Genomic DNA, 18,473 nt, shown 5'->3' with positions numbered 1-18,473 from the left:
ACCCCAAATCCTGATTTAGGTTTCTTAACTTAAATTATGGATACCAACCCATTCAATATCGCACATATAATTACCAAGCGTTTCAGAAATGAACCGCTCGATAGCTACGAACAGCACGTATTGGATGCATGGATACAGGCCCATCCCAATAACAAAGAGTTGTTTGATGAACTAATGACAAAAGACGTGTCCATGAAACTCGATTGGCTCGACAACCTGGATGAGGAATCTGCATGGCAACGTATTGAAAGGAAACAAGAAAAAAAATACCGTAATCATTTTTTGTGGCGTGTGGCGGCAACTATTGCACTCATTTGCTCTTTAAGTTTATCTGTATGGTTTCTTAGGACGGGTATCAACGATGAAAAAAAGGCCGCTGCTCCAGCGCTCAGTATAGCGGCAGATGATGTGCGTCCAGCTCTTTTAGGAGCCAAAATCATCCTCGCAAATGGTAAAGAGGTGAAAGTAGATGATACGCTTAATATCGCTTCGAGTTCATCTATTATAGAGAATGAATTAGACTTTTCTAATGAGTCTGTTACACGTGAACTCATTTTCCATACGTTAGTCGTTCCTGCAGCCAATTTCTTTAAGATAACCTTATCAGATGGAACAGCCGTGTGGGTCAATGCCGCGAGTGAACTCCGGTTTCCGGAGCATTTCGGAGATACTGAACGACGTGTATATCTAAAAGGCGAGGCCTATTTTGAAGTGGCAAAAGATACGGAAAGACCATTCTTTGTGGAAACGGAAGAAGTGGATATTCGTGTGTTGGGAACACATTTTAATGTATCCGCTTATGGGAAAAATGTCAGAACTTCATTGGCGGAAGGTAGTGTGAAGGTAATTAATGAGGCACAATCGGTGGTCATCGTACCCGGACAAAGTGCGGAGTGGAGCGATGGAGATTTAAAGGTGAGAACAACGAACTTACAAAGGGATCTTGCCTGGAAAAATAACGTATTCTATTTCAGGAATGATCATATTGTCCATATTGCCAACCAACTGAAACGCTGGTATAATATAGATATTTCTTTAGCACAGGATGTACCGTTGCATAATACTTATTCCGGTGAAATCGGGCGGGACGTCAATCTATCTGAAGTATTAACCATGTTGGCATTTGTCAGCGATTTAAAATTTACACTAAACTCTAATAAATTATTAATCACTAAACAAGAACGAATGAAGAAATAGAAATTTACAACAACAAACGAAACAATTGTATTTAACAAGAAACAGGGATGTTGCAGCACCCCTGTTGAAATCAAGTTAAATAAAGCAATGAACCTTACACATTAACTCAATTACTCAAATGTATGAATTACTTCTTATTTGACAAAAGACGAAAAGAAGCATGGAAGCCGCCTATTGTCTTAATTCTCCGAACGATGAAAATTACAACATTTCTCCTGCTGGTTTTCATGACCTGTGCCTATGCAGAAGGAACTGCACAGAAAGTATCACTCTCATTAAAGAATGTGAAGCTGGAAGATGCTTTCCAGCAGATTAGCAGACAAACCAGTCTGAAATTTTTGTACAATGATGATGTGATAGCGAAGTCATCGCGTATTAGCCTTAATATACGTGAAACGGATGTAAAAGATGCACTGCACATGATGTTGCCGACTCAGAATTACTCGTTTAAGATCATTGCGGGTACTGTTACGGTAAATTATAGGGAGATGACACCCAACGCCGCCACTATCGCAGTTGATGTACAAAGCCCCATCACAGGCCGGGTGACTTCGATGAACGGAGAGCCTCTTGCCGGTGTATCTATTGGTGTAAAAGGAACCTCACAAGGTACCACAACCAATGAAAGTGGTAATTTCTCGATTAATGTTCCCAGCGGCAGTACTTTAACGTTTCGCTACGTAGGTTATTTGACGAAAGATATACCTGTAAGCAATCAACGGACGTTGAATGTACAGCTGATGGCGGAAGACCAAGCGATCGAAGAAGTGGTCGTCACGGGGATGGGCCAACGGGTAGACCGTCGTTTGTTTACCGGTGCAACTTCACAGATTTCGGGTGAAGCTGCACAGATTGGTGGACAGATTGACCCCAGCCGTGGACTGGAAGGTCGTGTAGCCGGAGTCTCTGTGCAAAACGTAACGGGGACGTTTGGTACAGCGCCGAAAATCCGCGTGCGCGGTGCTACATCTATTTACGGTGCCTCAAAGCCGTTGTGGGTTATCGATGGCGTTATTGTAGAAGACGTCGCAGATGTTAATGCAGATGCACTTTCTTCTGGAGATGCCCTGACGTTAATCAGTTCTGCCGTAGCCGGTTTGAACATGCATGATATCGAATCGTTCCAGATTTTGAAAGACGGTTCAGCAACCTCGATATATGGTGCCCGTGCGATGGCGGGGGTTATTGTCATCACGACAAAAAAAGGAACGGCCGGACGTAGCTCGTTAAACTATACGGGTGAATACACTATTCGTGCTATACCACGATATTCCGAATTCAATATCATGAACTCGCAGGAGCAGATGTCAGTTTATCAAGATGTTTATCCGAAACAAGATATCCGCTTAGGAGATCTGTTGACAGAAGCCAACAGTGGTGTGTATGGCGATTTGTATCGTCGTATACAGACTGGTGAGGTTGTGAACGATTTGTTTACTAACAGGCATCATGTCAACAACTTCCTGCGAGAAGCAGAATACCGTAACACGGATTGGTTTAGCCAATTGTTTCAGCCGAGTGTACAACACAACCATTCGGTGAGCATGTCGTCCGGTACCGAAAAATCACAGTATTATTCGTCCATCAGTGCCTTGGTAGATCCGGGGTGGACCAAGCGAAGTGGGGTTAACCGCTACACAGGTAATTTGAATGCCAACTATAATATCTCGGATAATCTTCGCTTAAATATCATCACGAATGGCTCTTATCGTCAGCAACAAGCGCCCGGAACGTTAGGGCAGACGACAGACGTGGTTTTCGGGGAAGTAAAACGTGATTTTGATATCAACCCCTATGCCTATGCGATGAACAGCTCGCGTACACTTGATCCGAACGTCTTCTATACCCGCAACTATGCGCCGTTCAATATTCTGCACGAGTTGGAAAACAATTATATGGACGTGAATGTGACCGATCTCCGTTTCCAAGGAGACTTGAAATGGAAGGTTGTTCCGGAATTGGAATTAGGTGCTTTTGGTTCGGTACGTTATCAGTCCACCGCACAGCACCATTATGTAAAAGATTTGTCCAATCAAGCACAGGCGTATAGAGCAGGTATTGATTTTGGAACCACTGTGATACGAGATAAAAACCCATTCTTATATACCGATCCCGACAATCCGTATGCACAGCCCATCTCCGTATTGCCGGAAGGCGGTATCTACAACCGTACGGATTATACTATGTTCGAACAATTGTTCCGTTTCACAGCACAGTATAATAAAACCTTCAATTACAATCATATCGTAAGTGCCTTTGCTGGTTCTGAATTGACGGCATCCGACCGGAATAATACGTGGTTCCGTGGTTGGGGGCTGCAATATGAATTGGGTGAAAGCCCATTTACAGATTATCGCGTGTTTAAAAGAGGTCAGGAAGAAAATACCCCCTATTTTCATGTAAACCGGAACAAGGACAACGACCCGACGAACACCAAGTATAAGCAAGCGGCATTTTTTACCAACCTGACTTATTCGTATGCGGGTAAATATATTTTGAATGGTACCTTCCGTTATGAAGGGTCCAACAAGCTAGGAGAAGCTATCTCGGCTAGATGGATGCCTAGTTTTAACGTGGCGGGTGCATGGAATGCGCACGAAGAGGACTTTTTCACAGATCTTTTCCCGGCGTTATCCCATTTGACGTTGAAAGCTTCCTATAGCTTGACAGGGGATAGAGGGCCGGCAGATGTCACTAACTCGCATGCGATTTATGCCTCGTATAACCCATGGAGGCCGACAGCGAGTGATACGGAATCGGGTTTGCAGATTATGGATCCGGCAAACTCGGAACTGACGTATGAGAAAAAACATGAGCTCAATATCGGAACATCGATAGGTCTTGTAGACAACCGCATTAATATTGAATTTGACTGGTTCAAACGGAATAACTTCGACTTAATTGGCGTGGTGAATACACAGGGAATGACTGGTGTAATCTCCAAAATGGGGAATGTCGCCGACATGAAATCGAGTGGAGCGGAATTGAGCTTAACCGGACATATTTTCCGGGATGGCCAGTTTAAATGGCAATCTAATTTGATTTATTCTCATGTGAAAACAGAAGTTACCCGTCTGGATACGCGCAGTCAAGTCATTGATTTGATCACAGGTACGGGCTTTGCTCAAGAAGGCGGGCCGTCAAGAGGATTGTACTCTATTCCTTTTGTTCGTTTGAACAACGAAGGTTTGCCTGTTTTCTTAGGTCCGGATAATGAAGAAACCACAACGGATATATACTTCCAAGAGCGGGATAGAATCGATTATCTAAAATATGAAGGACCGACCGATCCGATCCATACTGGAGGCTGGGGCAACCAGTTCAATTACAAAAACTTTGGCTTGAATGTGTTTATGACATATTCTTTTGGAAACGTCGTTCGTTTAAATCCAGTATTTAAGCACGAGTACGATGATTTGACGGCATCTACTAAAGAGTTTGCAGACCGCTGGATGGTGCCGGGAGACGAAGCCTATACGAATGTGCCGCTTGTTTCTTCCAAAGGGCAGAACAGAGCATATAACAACGACCTTCAGTATACGTTTAATGCCTACAATTATTCCTCCGTACGTACTGCGAAAGGTGATTTTATTCGCTTAAAAGATGTTTCCTTATCCTACGAATTGCCCAAAAATTGGGTAAATGCATGGAAGGTAAATTCATTAGGTTTACGTTTCAACGCGACCAACCTATTCCTGATTTATGCGGATAAGAAGCTGAATGGGCAGGATCCGGAGTTTGTCAACGCGGGAGGTGTAGCTGCACCGATGGCTAGACAGTATACATTGACATTACGTTTGGGATTGTAATGGAAACTTTAAGAAAGGATTGAAATGAAAAGAAAGAACAAATTATATTTAGCGATAGCCTTAATCTGTGGGTTGGGCTTCTTCTCCTGTGATAAATTTTTGGATGAGATGCCCGACAACCGCGCAAAACTGGATACCGAGGCTAAAATTGATAAAGTTTTGGTGTCGGCTTATCCTGCAACAGCTTATTTGGTGTCAGCCGAGTTTTCATCGGATAATATAGATGATTATGGAATAAGCAATCCGTATAACGAACGGGATCTGGAACAATTGTTTCGTTGGAACGATGTGACCGAAAATACGGACGACAGCCCCAAAGAAGTTTGGGAAGCTTGTTATAAAGCTATCTCCAGTGCGAATGCGGCGTTGGGCGCGATCGAGGAAATGGGAAATCCGGCAAGCTTAAATGCGCAGCGTGGAGAGGCTTTGGCAGCGAGGGCATATTCTCACTTTATTTTGGTTAACCTATTTGCACAGCATTATCATAAAGATCATGCAGCGACAGATTTAGGTATCACCTACATGTTAGAAACCGAAGACGAGCTGAATCCACAATACGAGCGCAACACGGTGCAAGAAGTGTACGATTATATGGTACGTGATTTGGAAGAAGCATTACCGCTGATTGATGACGCGTCCTACGGTGAAACACCAAAATACCACATGAACTCCAGGGCGGCCAATGCACTGGCGGCACGCATTGCCTTGTATATGCAGGATTGGGAAAAAGCAATTAGTTATGCTACTGCCGCTATTGGCTCCAATCCTTCACCTTTATTGCGGGATAACCGTACTATCGCCGCGAGTGCAGTAGAAGTTACACCGGCTGCCATTGCCTACAATCGAAGTTCCATAAAAGCTAATTTAATGTTAGCGACGGCGGGAACGAGCCACGGTTTATACTTTGGAAATTATTATACTGGTGCTCGGTTTGCCCATGGAGCGTTTATCAGTAACACAGAGACCATGCTCGCAGAAGCTCCTTATGGTAAACGGACGGCCACCGGATATATTCCGCAGGTGTTTGTGTATTCGGGAACGAATCTGGATAAACATCTATTTCCCCGAGTTTCCTATCAGTTTGAATATACCGACGTTGTCGCCGGTATTGGTTATAGCAGAGGGGCCTATGCACCCTTTACCACAGAAGAAACGATGTTGGTCCGTGCGGAAGCATTGATCCACTTGAAACGCTATGAAGAAGCAGTAGTCGATATGAAGCGTTGGGTAGATAATACCTTAGCGAATCCACCGGCAACGTTTACCGTAGAAAGTATCAACGAATGGGCGGATGGTTTGGAATATTATGAGCCAGACGAACCTACGCCAAAAAAGAGACTGAGTCCGGAGATGGTTCCGTTTGAGGCGGGTACGCAGGAAAATATGCTCCATGCCTTATTGTATATCCGCCGGATAGAGACCATGCACATGGGGTTGCGTTGGTTTGATGTGAAGCGTTATGGTATTGAAGTTGCACGACGGCTGATTACGACAGGTACCACAGTCTCTGTCGTAGAAAACGACACTAAACTGGTTGCGCGCGATAACAGAGCGGCATTACAGATCCCATTGGATGTAATTTCTGCAGGTTTAACTCCTAATCCTAGATAATGATGAACATGATAAAGAAACTAAATATTTTGTTGTTATCTTCTTTGTTACTTTTTTCCTGCAAAGAAGAACGTTTAGATCCAACGAGTGTTTTCCAGGATCTCGAAGTGGCGACAAACGAACTGGATAACTATATTGAACACCAGTTTACAAAAGATTATAATATTGCCATCGTGTATAAGTTTGTTGAAGCGGAGTCGGATTTGGACTATAACCTCAGTCCGGCGAGTTACGAGAGTTCGGTACGCATGACTAAGCTATTGTATTATCTCGGTATCGCACCGTATGATGAGATTACGGGCAGTAAGGACTTTATACGGTCGTATTTTCCCAAGTTACTGAACTACATCGGTTCGGCGGGGTATCGGAATAACGGAACGTTTGTATTGGGTACAGCTGAAGGAGGCGTTAAGGTTTCGCTCTATCTATTAAATAATCTCACGGAGGAAACGGGTATGGATGCGGATTTTTTGAACTATTACTATTTCCATACGATGCATCACGAATTTGCGCATATTCTGCACCAGACGAGAGATTACCCGGCTTCATTTAAGGAGATTACCGGCGCCGGTTATGTGGCGGATGCGTGGAGCGACATCTATACCGGCTCCTCAGCGGACGCCTTAGCCGCTGCAGACGGATTTGTTTCTCCTTATGCTTCCAAAGAAGCTAACGAGGATTTTGTCGAAACATATTCGTATTATATCACGCTATCCCCGGCGCAATGGGAACAGCGTATCAGTCAAGGAGGTGAAGAGGGTAAGATAATCATAGAGACGAAATTGGACATTGTACGAACGTACTTCCAAACGGTTTGGGATATCGATCTGGATGTGTTAAGAGACGAAATTTTAGCCAGACAGGCAGATTTGCCCAATTTTGATCAAACATCTTTAAACTAAAAAATTATGAAGTTAAAACACATCATATTTACGTTTTTGCTTCCGGTTTTACTGATAACGTCATGTAAACGCGAGCAGGACCGTATCTTCGAGGAGAATGCCTCGGTGCGGATGACGGAAGCGATTGCCAATGCATACGGAGTCCTCCAGGGCAATGAAGCGGGCTGGGTAATGACGTATTACCCGAGCGACAATCAAGAGTTTGGTGGTTACACCATTTTTACGAAGTTTATTTCCAACGCACAGGTGACGATGGTTTCGGATGCGATTGAAAGCTCGGAGACGAGTACCTATTCTGTGATTCATGACACTGGTCCCGTTTTATCTTTCAATGGCTATAATAAAGCTATCCATTGGTTTTCCGAACCTGGAATGGACAATGGAAGGATTGGTGCCGATGATACTGGAATGAAGGGTGATTTTGAATTTATCGTGCTGAAAGCAACAGCAGATTCGGTTGTTCTTAAAGGCAAGAAAAGTGGTACGGAAGTCGTGATGCTGCCGTTAAGCGGCGACGAGTTTGAGCAACAAGGGGAGGCTTATCAAGAAGCTGCGGCTCAATTTGGTGAATTTGGCGTTTTTAAACTGGAAGATGCCTCGGGAGATTTGTTGGATATGCCTTATTCCTCACCGATCCGAGTTTTTCGTAACCCGAAGGATGCCAGTGGCAACGAAATGTCTTTTCGTGTGATACCGGGCGGACTGGAGTTTTATGCCGAACAGGAAATGGAAGGCGTAACATTTAAGACCTTAAAATTCGTAGAACCAACGACTGCTTATCCTTATGGATACTATACAAATGACAATGCAACTTTTAAGATTGTGCCAGATATTACACCGTTGAATGTATGGTTCAGAACTAATACATGGGCAATGCGGTATAGCGGCTTAGGTGCTGAAGGGCAATATTGGTGGAGTCAGGGACGAACCCGATTTCAAAATTTCGGTTATACGCTTAATTATGTAGATATCGGTGATTTCAGTACACAAATTGCACCAGGTTTCACCGGCTTTGCTCCTTTCCTTTCCGTGAATGGACAATCTTCAGCAGCATATTTTGGTTATAATATGGTTCCGGTGAATGGTACAGTAGACGAGATTAGTTTTGCCTTTACAGGTTCTTATTATTCTACTGCTGCTTTTGATATAGCATATTGGAGCAATGCTATTGTGTACTTGGTGCAAATGTTGAATAATAGAACATTTGTTATCACATCGGATCAATTGGAGAAACCATCCGTAATGTTATTAACAGATAAGGAAGATCCAACAAATACGATAGAGCTCATACTCAATGGTGATATCTATGATCCTTTGAATAATTAATTGGTTATTTTTTAAACATAGGAGAGTTGTCATGACTCTCCCTATGTTTACTCAACACAGAAAGTATGTTGCCCTATCTTATGGAATGATTTTACATGGGGCTATTTAAACCTAAAAGCACGGTTTTATATTTTACATCATAGCGTAATTCAAAGCAAAAATCTTCCACATTACTGGGGATATAGCCTTAAACTCCGCGTTAGATTAAAATCTTATTCCCGTCCTATTATGATATTTAAGGATTATAATCCTGCAAAAATTATGGTATTTATGTTTAATTCCAATAGCTCTATAGATTTTTCCTTTCTAAATCGATGATAAGTCCCCCATTTTGTAAATATACATAGCTCCGCCGTACGTGTACATAGCGTTTACCGCAATGTAGTTAACGTCTATGTACAGTGACATAATCAATAAGTTACTGTAGTTGTCGGCTATGTCACGTTACACAACGTAATTGTTGCGTGACATAACCGAAATGTTACCTTACAAAATGGACTTGTTGCGTGCATGCATTGCGAAGGCACAGTAGTTAGCCCAATATGCAGGGAACATACGCGTAATCTATCCTGACAGAATGAACAATGCGCCGAACATCGCCGCTTTGTCAAGGCACAAAATCTAATTGTTCCGTGCGGGCATTCGCATGTACATGTACATAATCGCAAAGAAATATCTTTTTGATGTTTTCCCGTCCGCCGAAGTGGTGTCGTCGTACGGCTTGAACAGTTCGTCAGGCGACGACATAATGTCGTCGCACGGAAATGTGGCCAATCCGTTCGGAGAAGTGATAAAGATGGTCTTTCCGCTTATTTCTCTGTGCAGGAAAACTTATTCTTCCATGCATTGATAGATACTTTCGTCCTTCTTGCGAATGTCCCCATACGCCAGGAAGCAACTTCTGTACATCAAAACGTTCACGGTATACGGCAATACATACATGTTGGGCACCGGAATGGTCATCCCGTACACCGATGCAAACAAGATGGCCGGAAGTTCCATCAGGAAGGGCAACGAAATGATGTCGACGGACGACGACGTGACACTTCCGTCCGCCGATGCTGCACATCCGTGCGCCGACGTAGCATTTCCGTCCGGGTTGCGCCAAAACTTTTGATACGATAGATAACACAGTTGCATACTCTTAAAAATATTCGTATTATAGCGTAACAATCACATAAACGATGTCATATAGATTTTATTTGCCACATCAAGAAGATAGTTCCCGAAACGGAAAGAAGATTTTGGCGGTCGATATAGGAGGAACTAAGACGAGTTTCGGCGTTTTTGAAGTAAAAGGTAATGCGCTCTCTTTGATCCGGGAAGAAATATTTGGGTCTCGTTCGATGGGTACCTTTGAAGAGATTTTACAAAAATTTTTGGCAACGGATAATGACGGCAGACCGGATGTGTTGTCGATTGGCGTGGCTGGGCCTGTATTGGAGAACAAGGTAACATTAACCAATCTCTCTTGGGAATTGGATGCTGCCTCGTTAAAGACTGAATTTGATGTCGAAAAAGTATCCATTATCAATGATTTAGAGGCAACGGCATATGGTTTGGTGGGGTTAAGTGTGGAAGACACGGTGCCTTTGTTTGAAAGTTCCGACACAAGCCATGGTAATATGGCGGTATTAGCGCCAGGGACAGGATTGGGCGAGGCAGGAATATTTTGGGATGGAACGTATCATCGTCCGTTTGCAACCGAAGGTGGGCATAGTGAATTTGCGCCACGAACTGATCTTGACGTCGAATTATTGAAATATTTACAACAAGAAGATGAAATTATCAGTTGGGAGCATGTTGTATCCGGACCTGGGATATACAGGATATATAAATTCCTACGGGATGCCAAAGGACATAACGAACCCGCTTGGTTGAAAGAAAATTTCAAAAACAACGATAACCCGGCGGCGGTAATTAGCCATGCCGCTATGCGGGAATTAGATGCTACCTGTAGTTTAGCGATGGACCTTTTCGTAAGCTACATGGCACGTGAGTCTGCCAGTTTGGTCCTGAAACATAAAGCGGTAGGGGGCTTATGGCTGGGGGGAGGTATTCCGCCGAGGATATTTCCATTGCTGAAAAAAGATCTTTTCCGGGAACAGTTCATCCAAAATGCACATATGACGCATCTGTTGGAAAAGGTCTCTATCAGCGTTATTTTAAATAGTCAGGCCGCATTGATCGGTGCTGGTTATTACGGCGCTTTTGGTGTTTAATCCACTTGATTTGCTAATATGCTCAATTCCTGCGCCGTACGACCGGCTATTTCTTTAAAGGCGTTGACAACAGGCTCATCCGCATCTAAAAGGATAGGAAAACCATTGTCACCCGCATCGGCGACGGCTTTTACCAATGGTATTTCACCTAAAAAAGGAACGTTGTTGTCTTCTGCCAGACGTTTTCCACCGTCTTTGCCAAAAATATAATACTTGTTGTCCGGTAATTCAGCTGGTGTGAAATGCGACATATTTTCTACAATACCAATAATAGGAATGTTGATGCCTTCCATACGGAACATGGCCATACCCTTCATCGTATCGGCTAAGGCAACCTGTTGTGGTGTGGTCACGATAACCGCACCAGAGATAGGATATGACTGTGCCACCGTAATATGTATATCACCTGTTCCGGGAGGCATATCGACAACGAGATAATCCAATTCACCCCAGTGGGCGTCGCCAAAGAGTTGCTTGATAGCGGATGTAGCCATCGGTCCCCGCCACGGTATGGGCTGGTTGGGGTCTGTGAAAAAACCAATGGATAATAGTTTCAATCCAAATTTCTCTACGGGGGCTATTTTCTGTTTCCCATTAATTTGAATGGATGCTGGACGTGTACCTTCTAACCCGAACATCAACGGTAACGAAGGACCATAAATATCAGCATCCAGTAAGCCTGTTTTCGCTCCGCTTTCTGCCAATGCTAATGCCAAATTACTCGCCACGGTCGATTTACCCACACCGCCTTTTCCTGACGAAACCAAAATAATGTTTTTAATGCCATCCAATTGTGCCGCATCTACGCCAACCACCCTAGACGTCATATTGATGTCGACTTCCACCTCCTTGCTTACAAAAAGACCAATAGCGTTCCGGCAGGCATGTTCGATATGCCCTTTCAAAGGGCAGGCGGGGGTGGTTAACACCACATCAAACTTAATCTTATCGGGTAGAATTTCTACATTTTGAATCATGTTCAACGTCACGAGATCTTTTTTTAGATCGGGCTCTTCTACGTGACTCAAAGCATGTAATATTTGTTCTTTTGTAATCATGACGATGGTTTGTTACGTTACAAATTTACACATTGAAAGAGACAATCTTGTCATCGATTTGTTGTTAAGCTAAATTGTCATCTAAAGGGATTTTGCTATCTTCGTCTACCAATGCTAACGATATAGCCGGATACGGATGAACAGATATATATTTCTTCTTTCAATTTTCCTTTTGATTTTTTGTGGGAAAGCCGATGCGCAACGCACGATTGCGATGCCGCAGATCGTAAATTATTCTAGTAAAGCATATCAGGGAGGTGTCCAAAACTGGGGTATAACCCAAGATACACAGGGTATTATGTATTTCGCTAATAATGAAGGGTTACTTTCTTTTGACGGACGATACTGGCATGTGTACCCATTGCCCAATTTGACTATTGTGCGCTCGGTTTGTTATGACGGAAAGGGAAGAATTTATGTCGGGGGACAAGATGAGATAGGATATTTCGCGGCCGATGAAAAGGGCATGTTGATTTATCATTCTCTAGTGGAGAAAATCCCTGTGAAGGACAGGAAATTTGCAGATGTATGGCATATTGCCTTATCGGGAGAGCACATCTTTTTTCAAGCTAATAACCATATCTTTCATTATTATCAGGACAAAATCAATGTAGATCGATCGCATAGCAGCTGGCAGTATATGGCATCTGTTGAAGGTGCATTGTATGCGCAGGATATGGAAAGAGGGGTTATGCACTACGAAAATGGTGTGTGGAAAACAATAGCCGAAAAAAATCCGTTGAAAAAAGGTGCGATCATCACGGGTATAGCTGCTTATGGGGTTGATACCTTATTGGTTGCGACGATGAAAGATGGTCTTTTTTACTTAATAAAAGGCAATTTTGTTCCGAAACCAACATCTATGGATTCCCGGTTTTCGACAAACCGAATTTCCAGTATCCGATTTTTAGGAAATGATTTGTTTGCCGTGAGTATGTATCCCGGCGGGATGTTGATCATCGATAAAAGCGGTGAGATTGTTCAGCGATATAGTTACGGAGAGGGGTTGCAAACGAATAATATCCGCGATATATTTAAAGACAGAAATGGAAATCTATGGTTAGCTTTAGACGATGGGATTGATTATATTGCAGTCAATAGCGCCATAAAATATATTTATCCTGACCAAAATACGAAGCTGGGAACCTATAGTCTACGCATTTTCAATCATAAGTTATATCTCGGAACATCCAACGGTTTGTATGCAACCCCGTATAGAGGCAATGCGTTGGATAATATCGGCATGTCCGAAGCAAAGTTTGAAAAGATTAGGCATAGCGATGGCCAAATATGGTCTGTCCAGGAGGTGAATGGGCGCTTGCTAATTGGACATGAAGAGGGAATTTTTGAGGTGGTAGATGATGAAGTAAGGCCGATTCATACCGCTACGGGGATCTGGACATATCAGGCGACTTCCCGAGTTTTCCCATCCCAGAATGTGGTGGTGGGTTCTTATCTAGGATTACGACATCTTTTATTCGACGGTCGGAATTTTGTGGATAATGGACCTATCAGCGGTTCGGACGAAACGTTAAGATTTGTGTACTATGATGATAAAAACCACGTGGTGTGGGTGTCACACCCTTATCGAGGTGTTTTTAGGCTATCCTTGTCGGCAGACTTTAAGAAAATCATCCAGCACAAGCGTTATGAGGTCGAGGACGGATTACCTGCTATATTGCACAACTATGTCTTCCATATTCGAAATGATATTCTTGTTTCGACGCCCAAGGGCGTGTATATATATGATGCCGAACACGATAACTTTATGCCGACGAAACAATATCAGGCACTTGTTGATATACCTATTCAGTACATGACGGAGGATAAGATGGGAAACGTATGGTTTGCGAGCAATAAAAGACTAGGCTTATTAGATTTCTCCCGCCCGCTAGAAGAATCGCCGTATACAGTTTCTTATTTTCCAGAATTGAACGGGGAAATATTAGGCGGATTTGAGTCGGTTTATGTACATGATGCAGAGAATGTATTTATAAGTGGACAAAAGGGCGGTATAATATTGAATTATAAAGCTTATCAGGCACATGCATCGAAACCTAGTATGCTTCTCCGTATGGTGAAAGCGTTTGATAGCGATAAAAAAGAACAATTGTTGTTTGGGGGTTATCACCATCTAGATGTACCAGACAAAGAGTTGCGCTACACCTTTAATTCTCTTCAATTTAACTTTAGTTCCACCATGTATGATCAACAGGAGCAAGTGGAGTTCAGTTATATGTTGGAGGGGCTGGAAACAAAATGGTCGGCCTGGAGCAATAGGAGTGAAAAAGAATATACTAATCTGCCGGCAGGAACCTATGTTTTTAAAGTGAAATCTAGAAACGGGATGGGGAATGAATCAGAGGAACAGCGATTTTCGTTTCGTGTTGCACCCCCTTGGTATGCGCATCCGATTAGTTATATGTTGTACGTTGGGCTGCTACTCGTATTTATTTTCTGGCTGCTAGGGTTACAGCGTAAAAATCTAAAAGAAAGACATCGAGATGAGCTCCACGTGCGACAATTGGAAATTGAAAAGAAAGAAAAAGAGGTTATCAAACTTCGTAACGAAAAGCTGGAAGCTGAATTAGGTTTCAAGGACAAAGAATTGGCCAATTTAACCATGAATATCATTCAGCGTGGCGAAGTACTGCATAAAATTAAGGATAACGTCACGCAAACAATGAATCGACTGGAAGACAAGGAGGGGCAACAAAACTTTCGGCAATTGATTCGTCTTATCCGCTCTGCGGAAAGAACAAATGATGATTGGGAGAAATTTAATGCGCATATCCACCATGCGAATGAAAATTTCTTCTTTAAGCTTAAAAAACAACATCCTGATCTGACAGCAAATGAATTGAAACTATGTGCTTTATTACGGATGAATCTGCTCTCCAAAGAAATTGCCCAACTCATGCATGTCACGGTCAAGGCGGTGGAAGTAAGCCGTTATCGCCTGCGAAAAAAATTAAAGATCGATTCGGAGGTTATCCTGTATGATTATCTGATGCAATATACGAGGAGTGATGAGTAACGGGTGATGATGTTTTTTTTGTAGTATACTGATAATAAGTGTTTTATTTTTTTGGTGTAGCGTGTTTGTAGTGGTGTTTTACACTTTTTTTCTTCCAATATGATCTTTTGTAGTGGTAATTGTAGTCTCGGAAAAAATATGCTTTACCGAATTACCGCCCTATTTTTGGATTATAGTTCTCCGCACTAGGGAGAACAACAGCGAAACTAAATTTTATAAACCATGTTAAACAATTCAACTTATGAGGATTAGAATTTTACATGCATGTATGTTGCTGTGTATGTGCTTTTCTGTTATGGAACTTACGGCACAGACAATGCAAGTACGGGGACGGGTCACGTCTGCCGTTAATCAAGAACCGTTAGCGGGTGTCACGGTAGCTGTTCAAGGGAGTAATACGGCTACCAGTACAGATCAATCTGGACAGTATGCCTTGGAGGTAGCCGGGAATAGAGCCACTTTAGTATTCTCCCAATTGGGGATGCTCTCTTCCCAGATTGTGGTGACACAGAGTGGTGTTTATGATGTTCGATTGCAGGAAGGTTCGGACGAGCTGGAAGAAGTCGTCGTGGTGGGATACGGCACGCAACGGAAAGGTGATCTCACAGCGCCAATCGCTACGGTAGATATGGAGGAAATGGGTAAACGTACGGTAACTAATCCCATGGAGGCGTTGCAAGGCTCCGTAACAGGAGTGCAGGTGGTCAGCTCTGGCGCTCCCGGGACATCACCCACTGTTCGGATAAGAGGTGTAGGGTCGTTCAACAACGAAAGTCCACTTTATGTGGTGGACGGGATGTTTATGGATAATATCGACTTCCTGAATCCCAATGATATTGCCGAGATGTCTGTATTAAAAGATGCTTCCGGAGCGGCTATCTATGGTGTGCGAGCAGCGAACGGTGTGATTTTGGTAACCACCAAGAAGGGAACGCTGAATATGAAACCGCGGATAACCTACAATGGTTACGTCGGTTTCCAGTCGCCAACGAATGTGCTGAAGATGGCGAATGCACAGGAATTTGCTGCTTATGCCATGGCGACCGGAAATGAAGCGTTTGTGAATAATTCGGTCAGCAAATTTGGTGGAACAGCCGAAAATCCGGCCATGGATACCGACTGGTATAAAGAATTGTTGCGTTCAAAAGCATTATTGACTAATCATAATCTTGATATACAGGGCGGTGCAGATAAAATTACCTACACCTTCGGTGTAAATTACCTTGATCAGGACGGGATTATGGATGCTAGAAATGATCATCGTAAGTATAATATTCGGATGCAAACAGAGGCGCATGTCACCGATTGGCTGAAACTCGGTTTCACCGCACACTTCAATAATTTCCGTAATTATTCGGCGAATAATGCGGCTTTTCGCCAGGCTTATTTTGCTTCACCACTCTATCCGGTTTATGATCCATCGTTAGAACTGGCTCAACCGGAAAAATTTGGATCCAGTACGGTTATTGGTATGCCTTCCAGCTTCTGGTTTGCAAATCCCGTCGCTACAGCATATTATAACAACAACCAGACGAAGGGATTCCAGATATTGCCAAGTGCGTATGCGGAGATTCAGCTGTGGAAAGATAAGCTGACGTTTCGCACCCAATGGAGCCAACGTTATCACTCTACACATAACATCAACTATCAGCCGGTATATTATATCGACAACGACCAGCGTAACAACAATTCTTTTCTGCGTTCTGCCCAGCAGCGTAGTACAAACTATATCTTCGACAACTTGCTGACCTATAAGGACGGAAAAGAAAAACACCATTGGTCTGTGCTTTTGGGACAATCGACAAGGGAGGATCGTTGGCGGGAGACTTGGGTACAGGCTAATGATGTGCCGGAATCGGAAGAATTCTGGTATATCGGTGTGGGTGCGCAGGGAACGGCCTCGGCAACGGGCTATGGTGAGGGTGGTTTTCGGAATGCCGGAATCTCATACTTTACGCGGGGTACCTATGACTATGATAATAAGTACTTACTAACCGCTACTTTCCGCGCCGACGGAAGCTCCAAGTATCAGACGAAATGGGGTTATTTCCCTTCTTTGGGCTTAGGCTGGGTATTGAGCCGGGAGAAATTTATGGAAAGCCAAACGCTGTTCAATCAACTTAAAATCCGCGGAAGCTGGGGTAAATTGGGGAATGATGGTATCCAGCCCAATGCCGGCTATGCAACCGTCTTTTCGGGAAATAACTATTCGGGGATATTCGGGAGTATAGGCACCACAAACGGTAGCCGTATTCCGGGATACCGCATCAGCAAATTCTTTACGCATGTGCGTTGGGAAGTGGTGGAAGAGTGGGATGGAGGTCTGGATTTCGCCTTGTTGAATAACCGCCTGAGTGGAACGGTGGATTATTATCACCGGAAAACGAACGATCTGGCCTTCGACCGTCCGATTCCGTTCTCCTGGGATCGTGTATATGGCAACTGGGGTAGTGTAACCAATAGTGGATGGGAGATCGGCCTGCAATGGAAAGATCGAAAAGATGACTTCGGCTATGCTATAGGTGGAAACCTCACTACGCTGAAAAATCGAGTGAATAACCTTGGGGGGCTTGAAAGTATCCTGAATGGTTATCCAGAGTGGTCGGCGGAATTTCCTTCTCGGATTGAACTCGACCAGCCGATTAATTTCTACTATGGTTATGAGGTAGAGGGTGTCTATCAAAACCAGGCACAGATTGAGGCTGATCCGATAGCAAGTACATACAACACGCAAAATCCGGACAATCCTATCCTCCCGGGTTATCTGAAATACAAGGACCAAAATCAAAATGGTGAGCTGGACGAAGAAGACCGCGTCAACTTGGGAAACTACTTGCCTAAACTGACATATGGCTTCAATATCGCATTGGATTATAAAAAGTTCGATTTCAGTATCGCATTTCAAGGCGTAGCTGGTAATAAGATTCATAATCTGAATCGGGCTATGCGCCGGAAATATAGCCAGATGAATGCGGATGCTGCCTTTATCAAGGATTTGTGGACGGGTGAGGGAACAAGCAATTCTTCTCCTTCGGCAGCAGGTTCGGTAGCACCGTGGAATTTGCAGGCGAGCTCTTTCTTTGTGGAAAGTGGAGCATATCTGCGTATACAGAATATTCAACTAGGATATAATGTGGATTTGGCAAAAGGTATACCTGCACGGATATTTCTAACGGCAGATAGACCATTTATCTTCACCAAATACAACGGTTTTACACCCGAAGTGGCAGAAATGGGATTTGATGCGAATGTTTATCCAATTGCATCTTCATACAGTTTAGGTCTAAGGCTATCTTTCTAACTTATAAAGG

Annotated in this window: 10 protein-coding genes; 8 read left to right on the top strand and 2 right to left on the bottom strand. The window is 43.4% G+C overall.

The window, feature by feature from the left end; genetic code table 11:
* Nucleotides 1–36 precede the first annotated feature (36 nt).
* From EWE74_RS11460 to EWE74_RS11440, 5 genes are all read left to right on the top strand, one after another.
* Nucleotides 37–1,197 carry a FecR family protein gene (locus EWE74_RS11460; RefSeq protein ID WP_130141684.1) on the top strand — a complete coding sequence of 387 codons (1,161 nt, stop codon included), beginning with the start codon at nucleotides 37–39 and terminating at the stop codon, nucleotides 1,195–1,197.
* Between the two features lie 194 nt (nucleotides 1,198–1,391).
* A complete protein-coding gene (locus tag EWE74_RS11455) occupies nucleotides 1,392–5,006 on the top strand; it encodes a SusC/RagA family TonB-linked outer membrane protein (RefSeq protein WP_239018631.1) in 3,615 nt (1,204 codons plus the stop codon).
* Between the two features lie 24 nt (nucleotides 5,007–5,030).
* Entirely contained in the window at nucleotides 5,031–6,617 is a 1,587-nt protein-coding gene (locus EWE74_RS11450; protein WP_130141682.1) for a RagB/SusD family nutrient uptake outer membrane protein, read from the top strand.
* Nucleotides 6,618–6,625: 8 nt separating this feature from the next.
* Entirely contained in the window at nucleotides 6,626–7,519 is an 894-nt protein-coding gene (locus EWE74_RS11445; protein WP_239018630.1) for a zinc-binding metallopeptidase, read from the top strand.
* A 6-nt stretch (nucleotides 7,520–7,525) separates the two neighbouring features.
* Nucleotides 7,526–8,845, top strand: coding sequence for a DUF4302 domain-containing protein (locus EWE74_RS11440; protein WP_130141681.1), 1,320 nt, complete (start codon nucleotides 7,526–7,528; stop codon nucleotides 8,843–8,845).
* Between the two features lie 733 nt (nucleotides 8,846–9,578).
* Here EWE74_RS11440 and EWE74_RS11435 read toward each other — a convergent pair.
* Nucleotides 9,579–9,977: a hypothetical protein gene (locus EWE74_RS11435; protein WP_130141680.1), complete on the bottom strand. Its 399-nt coding sequence runs from the start codon at nucleotides 9,975–9,977 to the stop codon at nucleotides 9,579–9,581.
* Between the two features lie 52 nt (nucleotides 9,978–10,029).
* Between EWE74_RS11435 and glk the strand changes: the two genes are divergently transcribed.
* The gene (gene glk, locus EWE74_RS11430) at nucleotides 10,030–11,067 is read left to right on the top strand and encodes a glucokinase (RefSeq protein ID WP_130141679.1); all 1,038 of its coding nucleotides are present in this window, start codon (nucleotides 10,030–10,032) and stop codon (nucleotides 11,065–11,067) included.
* Here the strand turns inward: glk and EWE74_RS11425 are convergent.
* Nucleotides 11,064–12,125 carry an Mrp/NBP35 family ATP-binding protein gene (locus EWE74_RS11425; protein WP_130141678.1) on the bottom strand — a complete coding sequence of 354 codons (1,062 nt, stop codon included), beginning with the start codon at nucleotides 12,123–12,125 and terminating at the stop codon, nucleotides 11,064–11,066. The genes glk and EWE74_RS11425 overlap by 4 nt on opposite strands.
* A gap of 136 nt (nucleotides 12,126–12,261) precedes the next feature.
* On the opposite strand from EWE74_RS11425, the gene EWE74_RS11420 reads away from it, so the two are divergent.
* Entirely contained in the window at nucleotides 12,262–15,162 is a 2,901-nt protein-coding gene (locus EWE74_RS11420) for a triple tyrosine motif-containing protein (RefSeq protein ID WP_130141677.1), read from the top strand.
* Nucleotides 15,163–15,403: 241 nt separating this feature from the next.
* Nucleotides 15,404–18,463, top strand: coding sequence for a SusC/RagA family TonB-linked outer membrane protein (locus EWE74_RS11415; RefSeq protein WP_130141676.1), 3,060 nt, complete (start codon nucleotides 15,404–15,406; stop codon nucleotides 18,461–18,463).
* Nucleotides 18,464–18,473: the final 10 nt, after the last annotated feature.

It is taken from the genome of Sphingobacterium corticibacterium (assembly GCF_004208525.1).
In the GTDB taxonomy this organism is placed as follows: Bacteria; Bacteroidota; Bacteroidia; order Sphingobacteriales; family Sphingobacteriaceae; genus Sphingobacterium; species Sphingobacterium corticibacterium.
The sequence above is the reverse complement of the archived record's forward strand: the minus strand, read 5'-3'. Positions and strand labels throughout refer to the sequence as shown.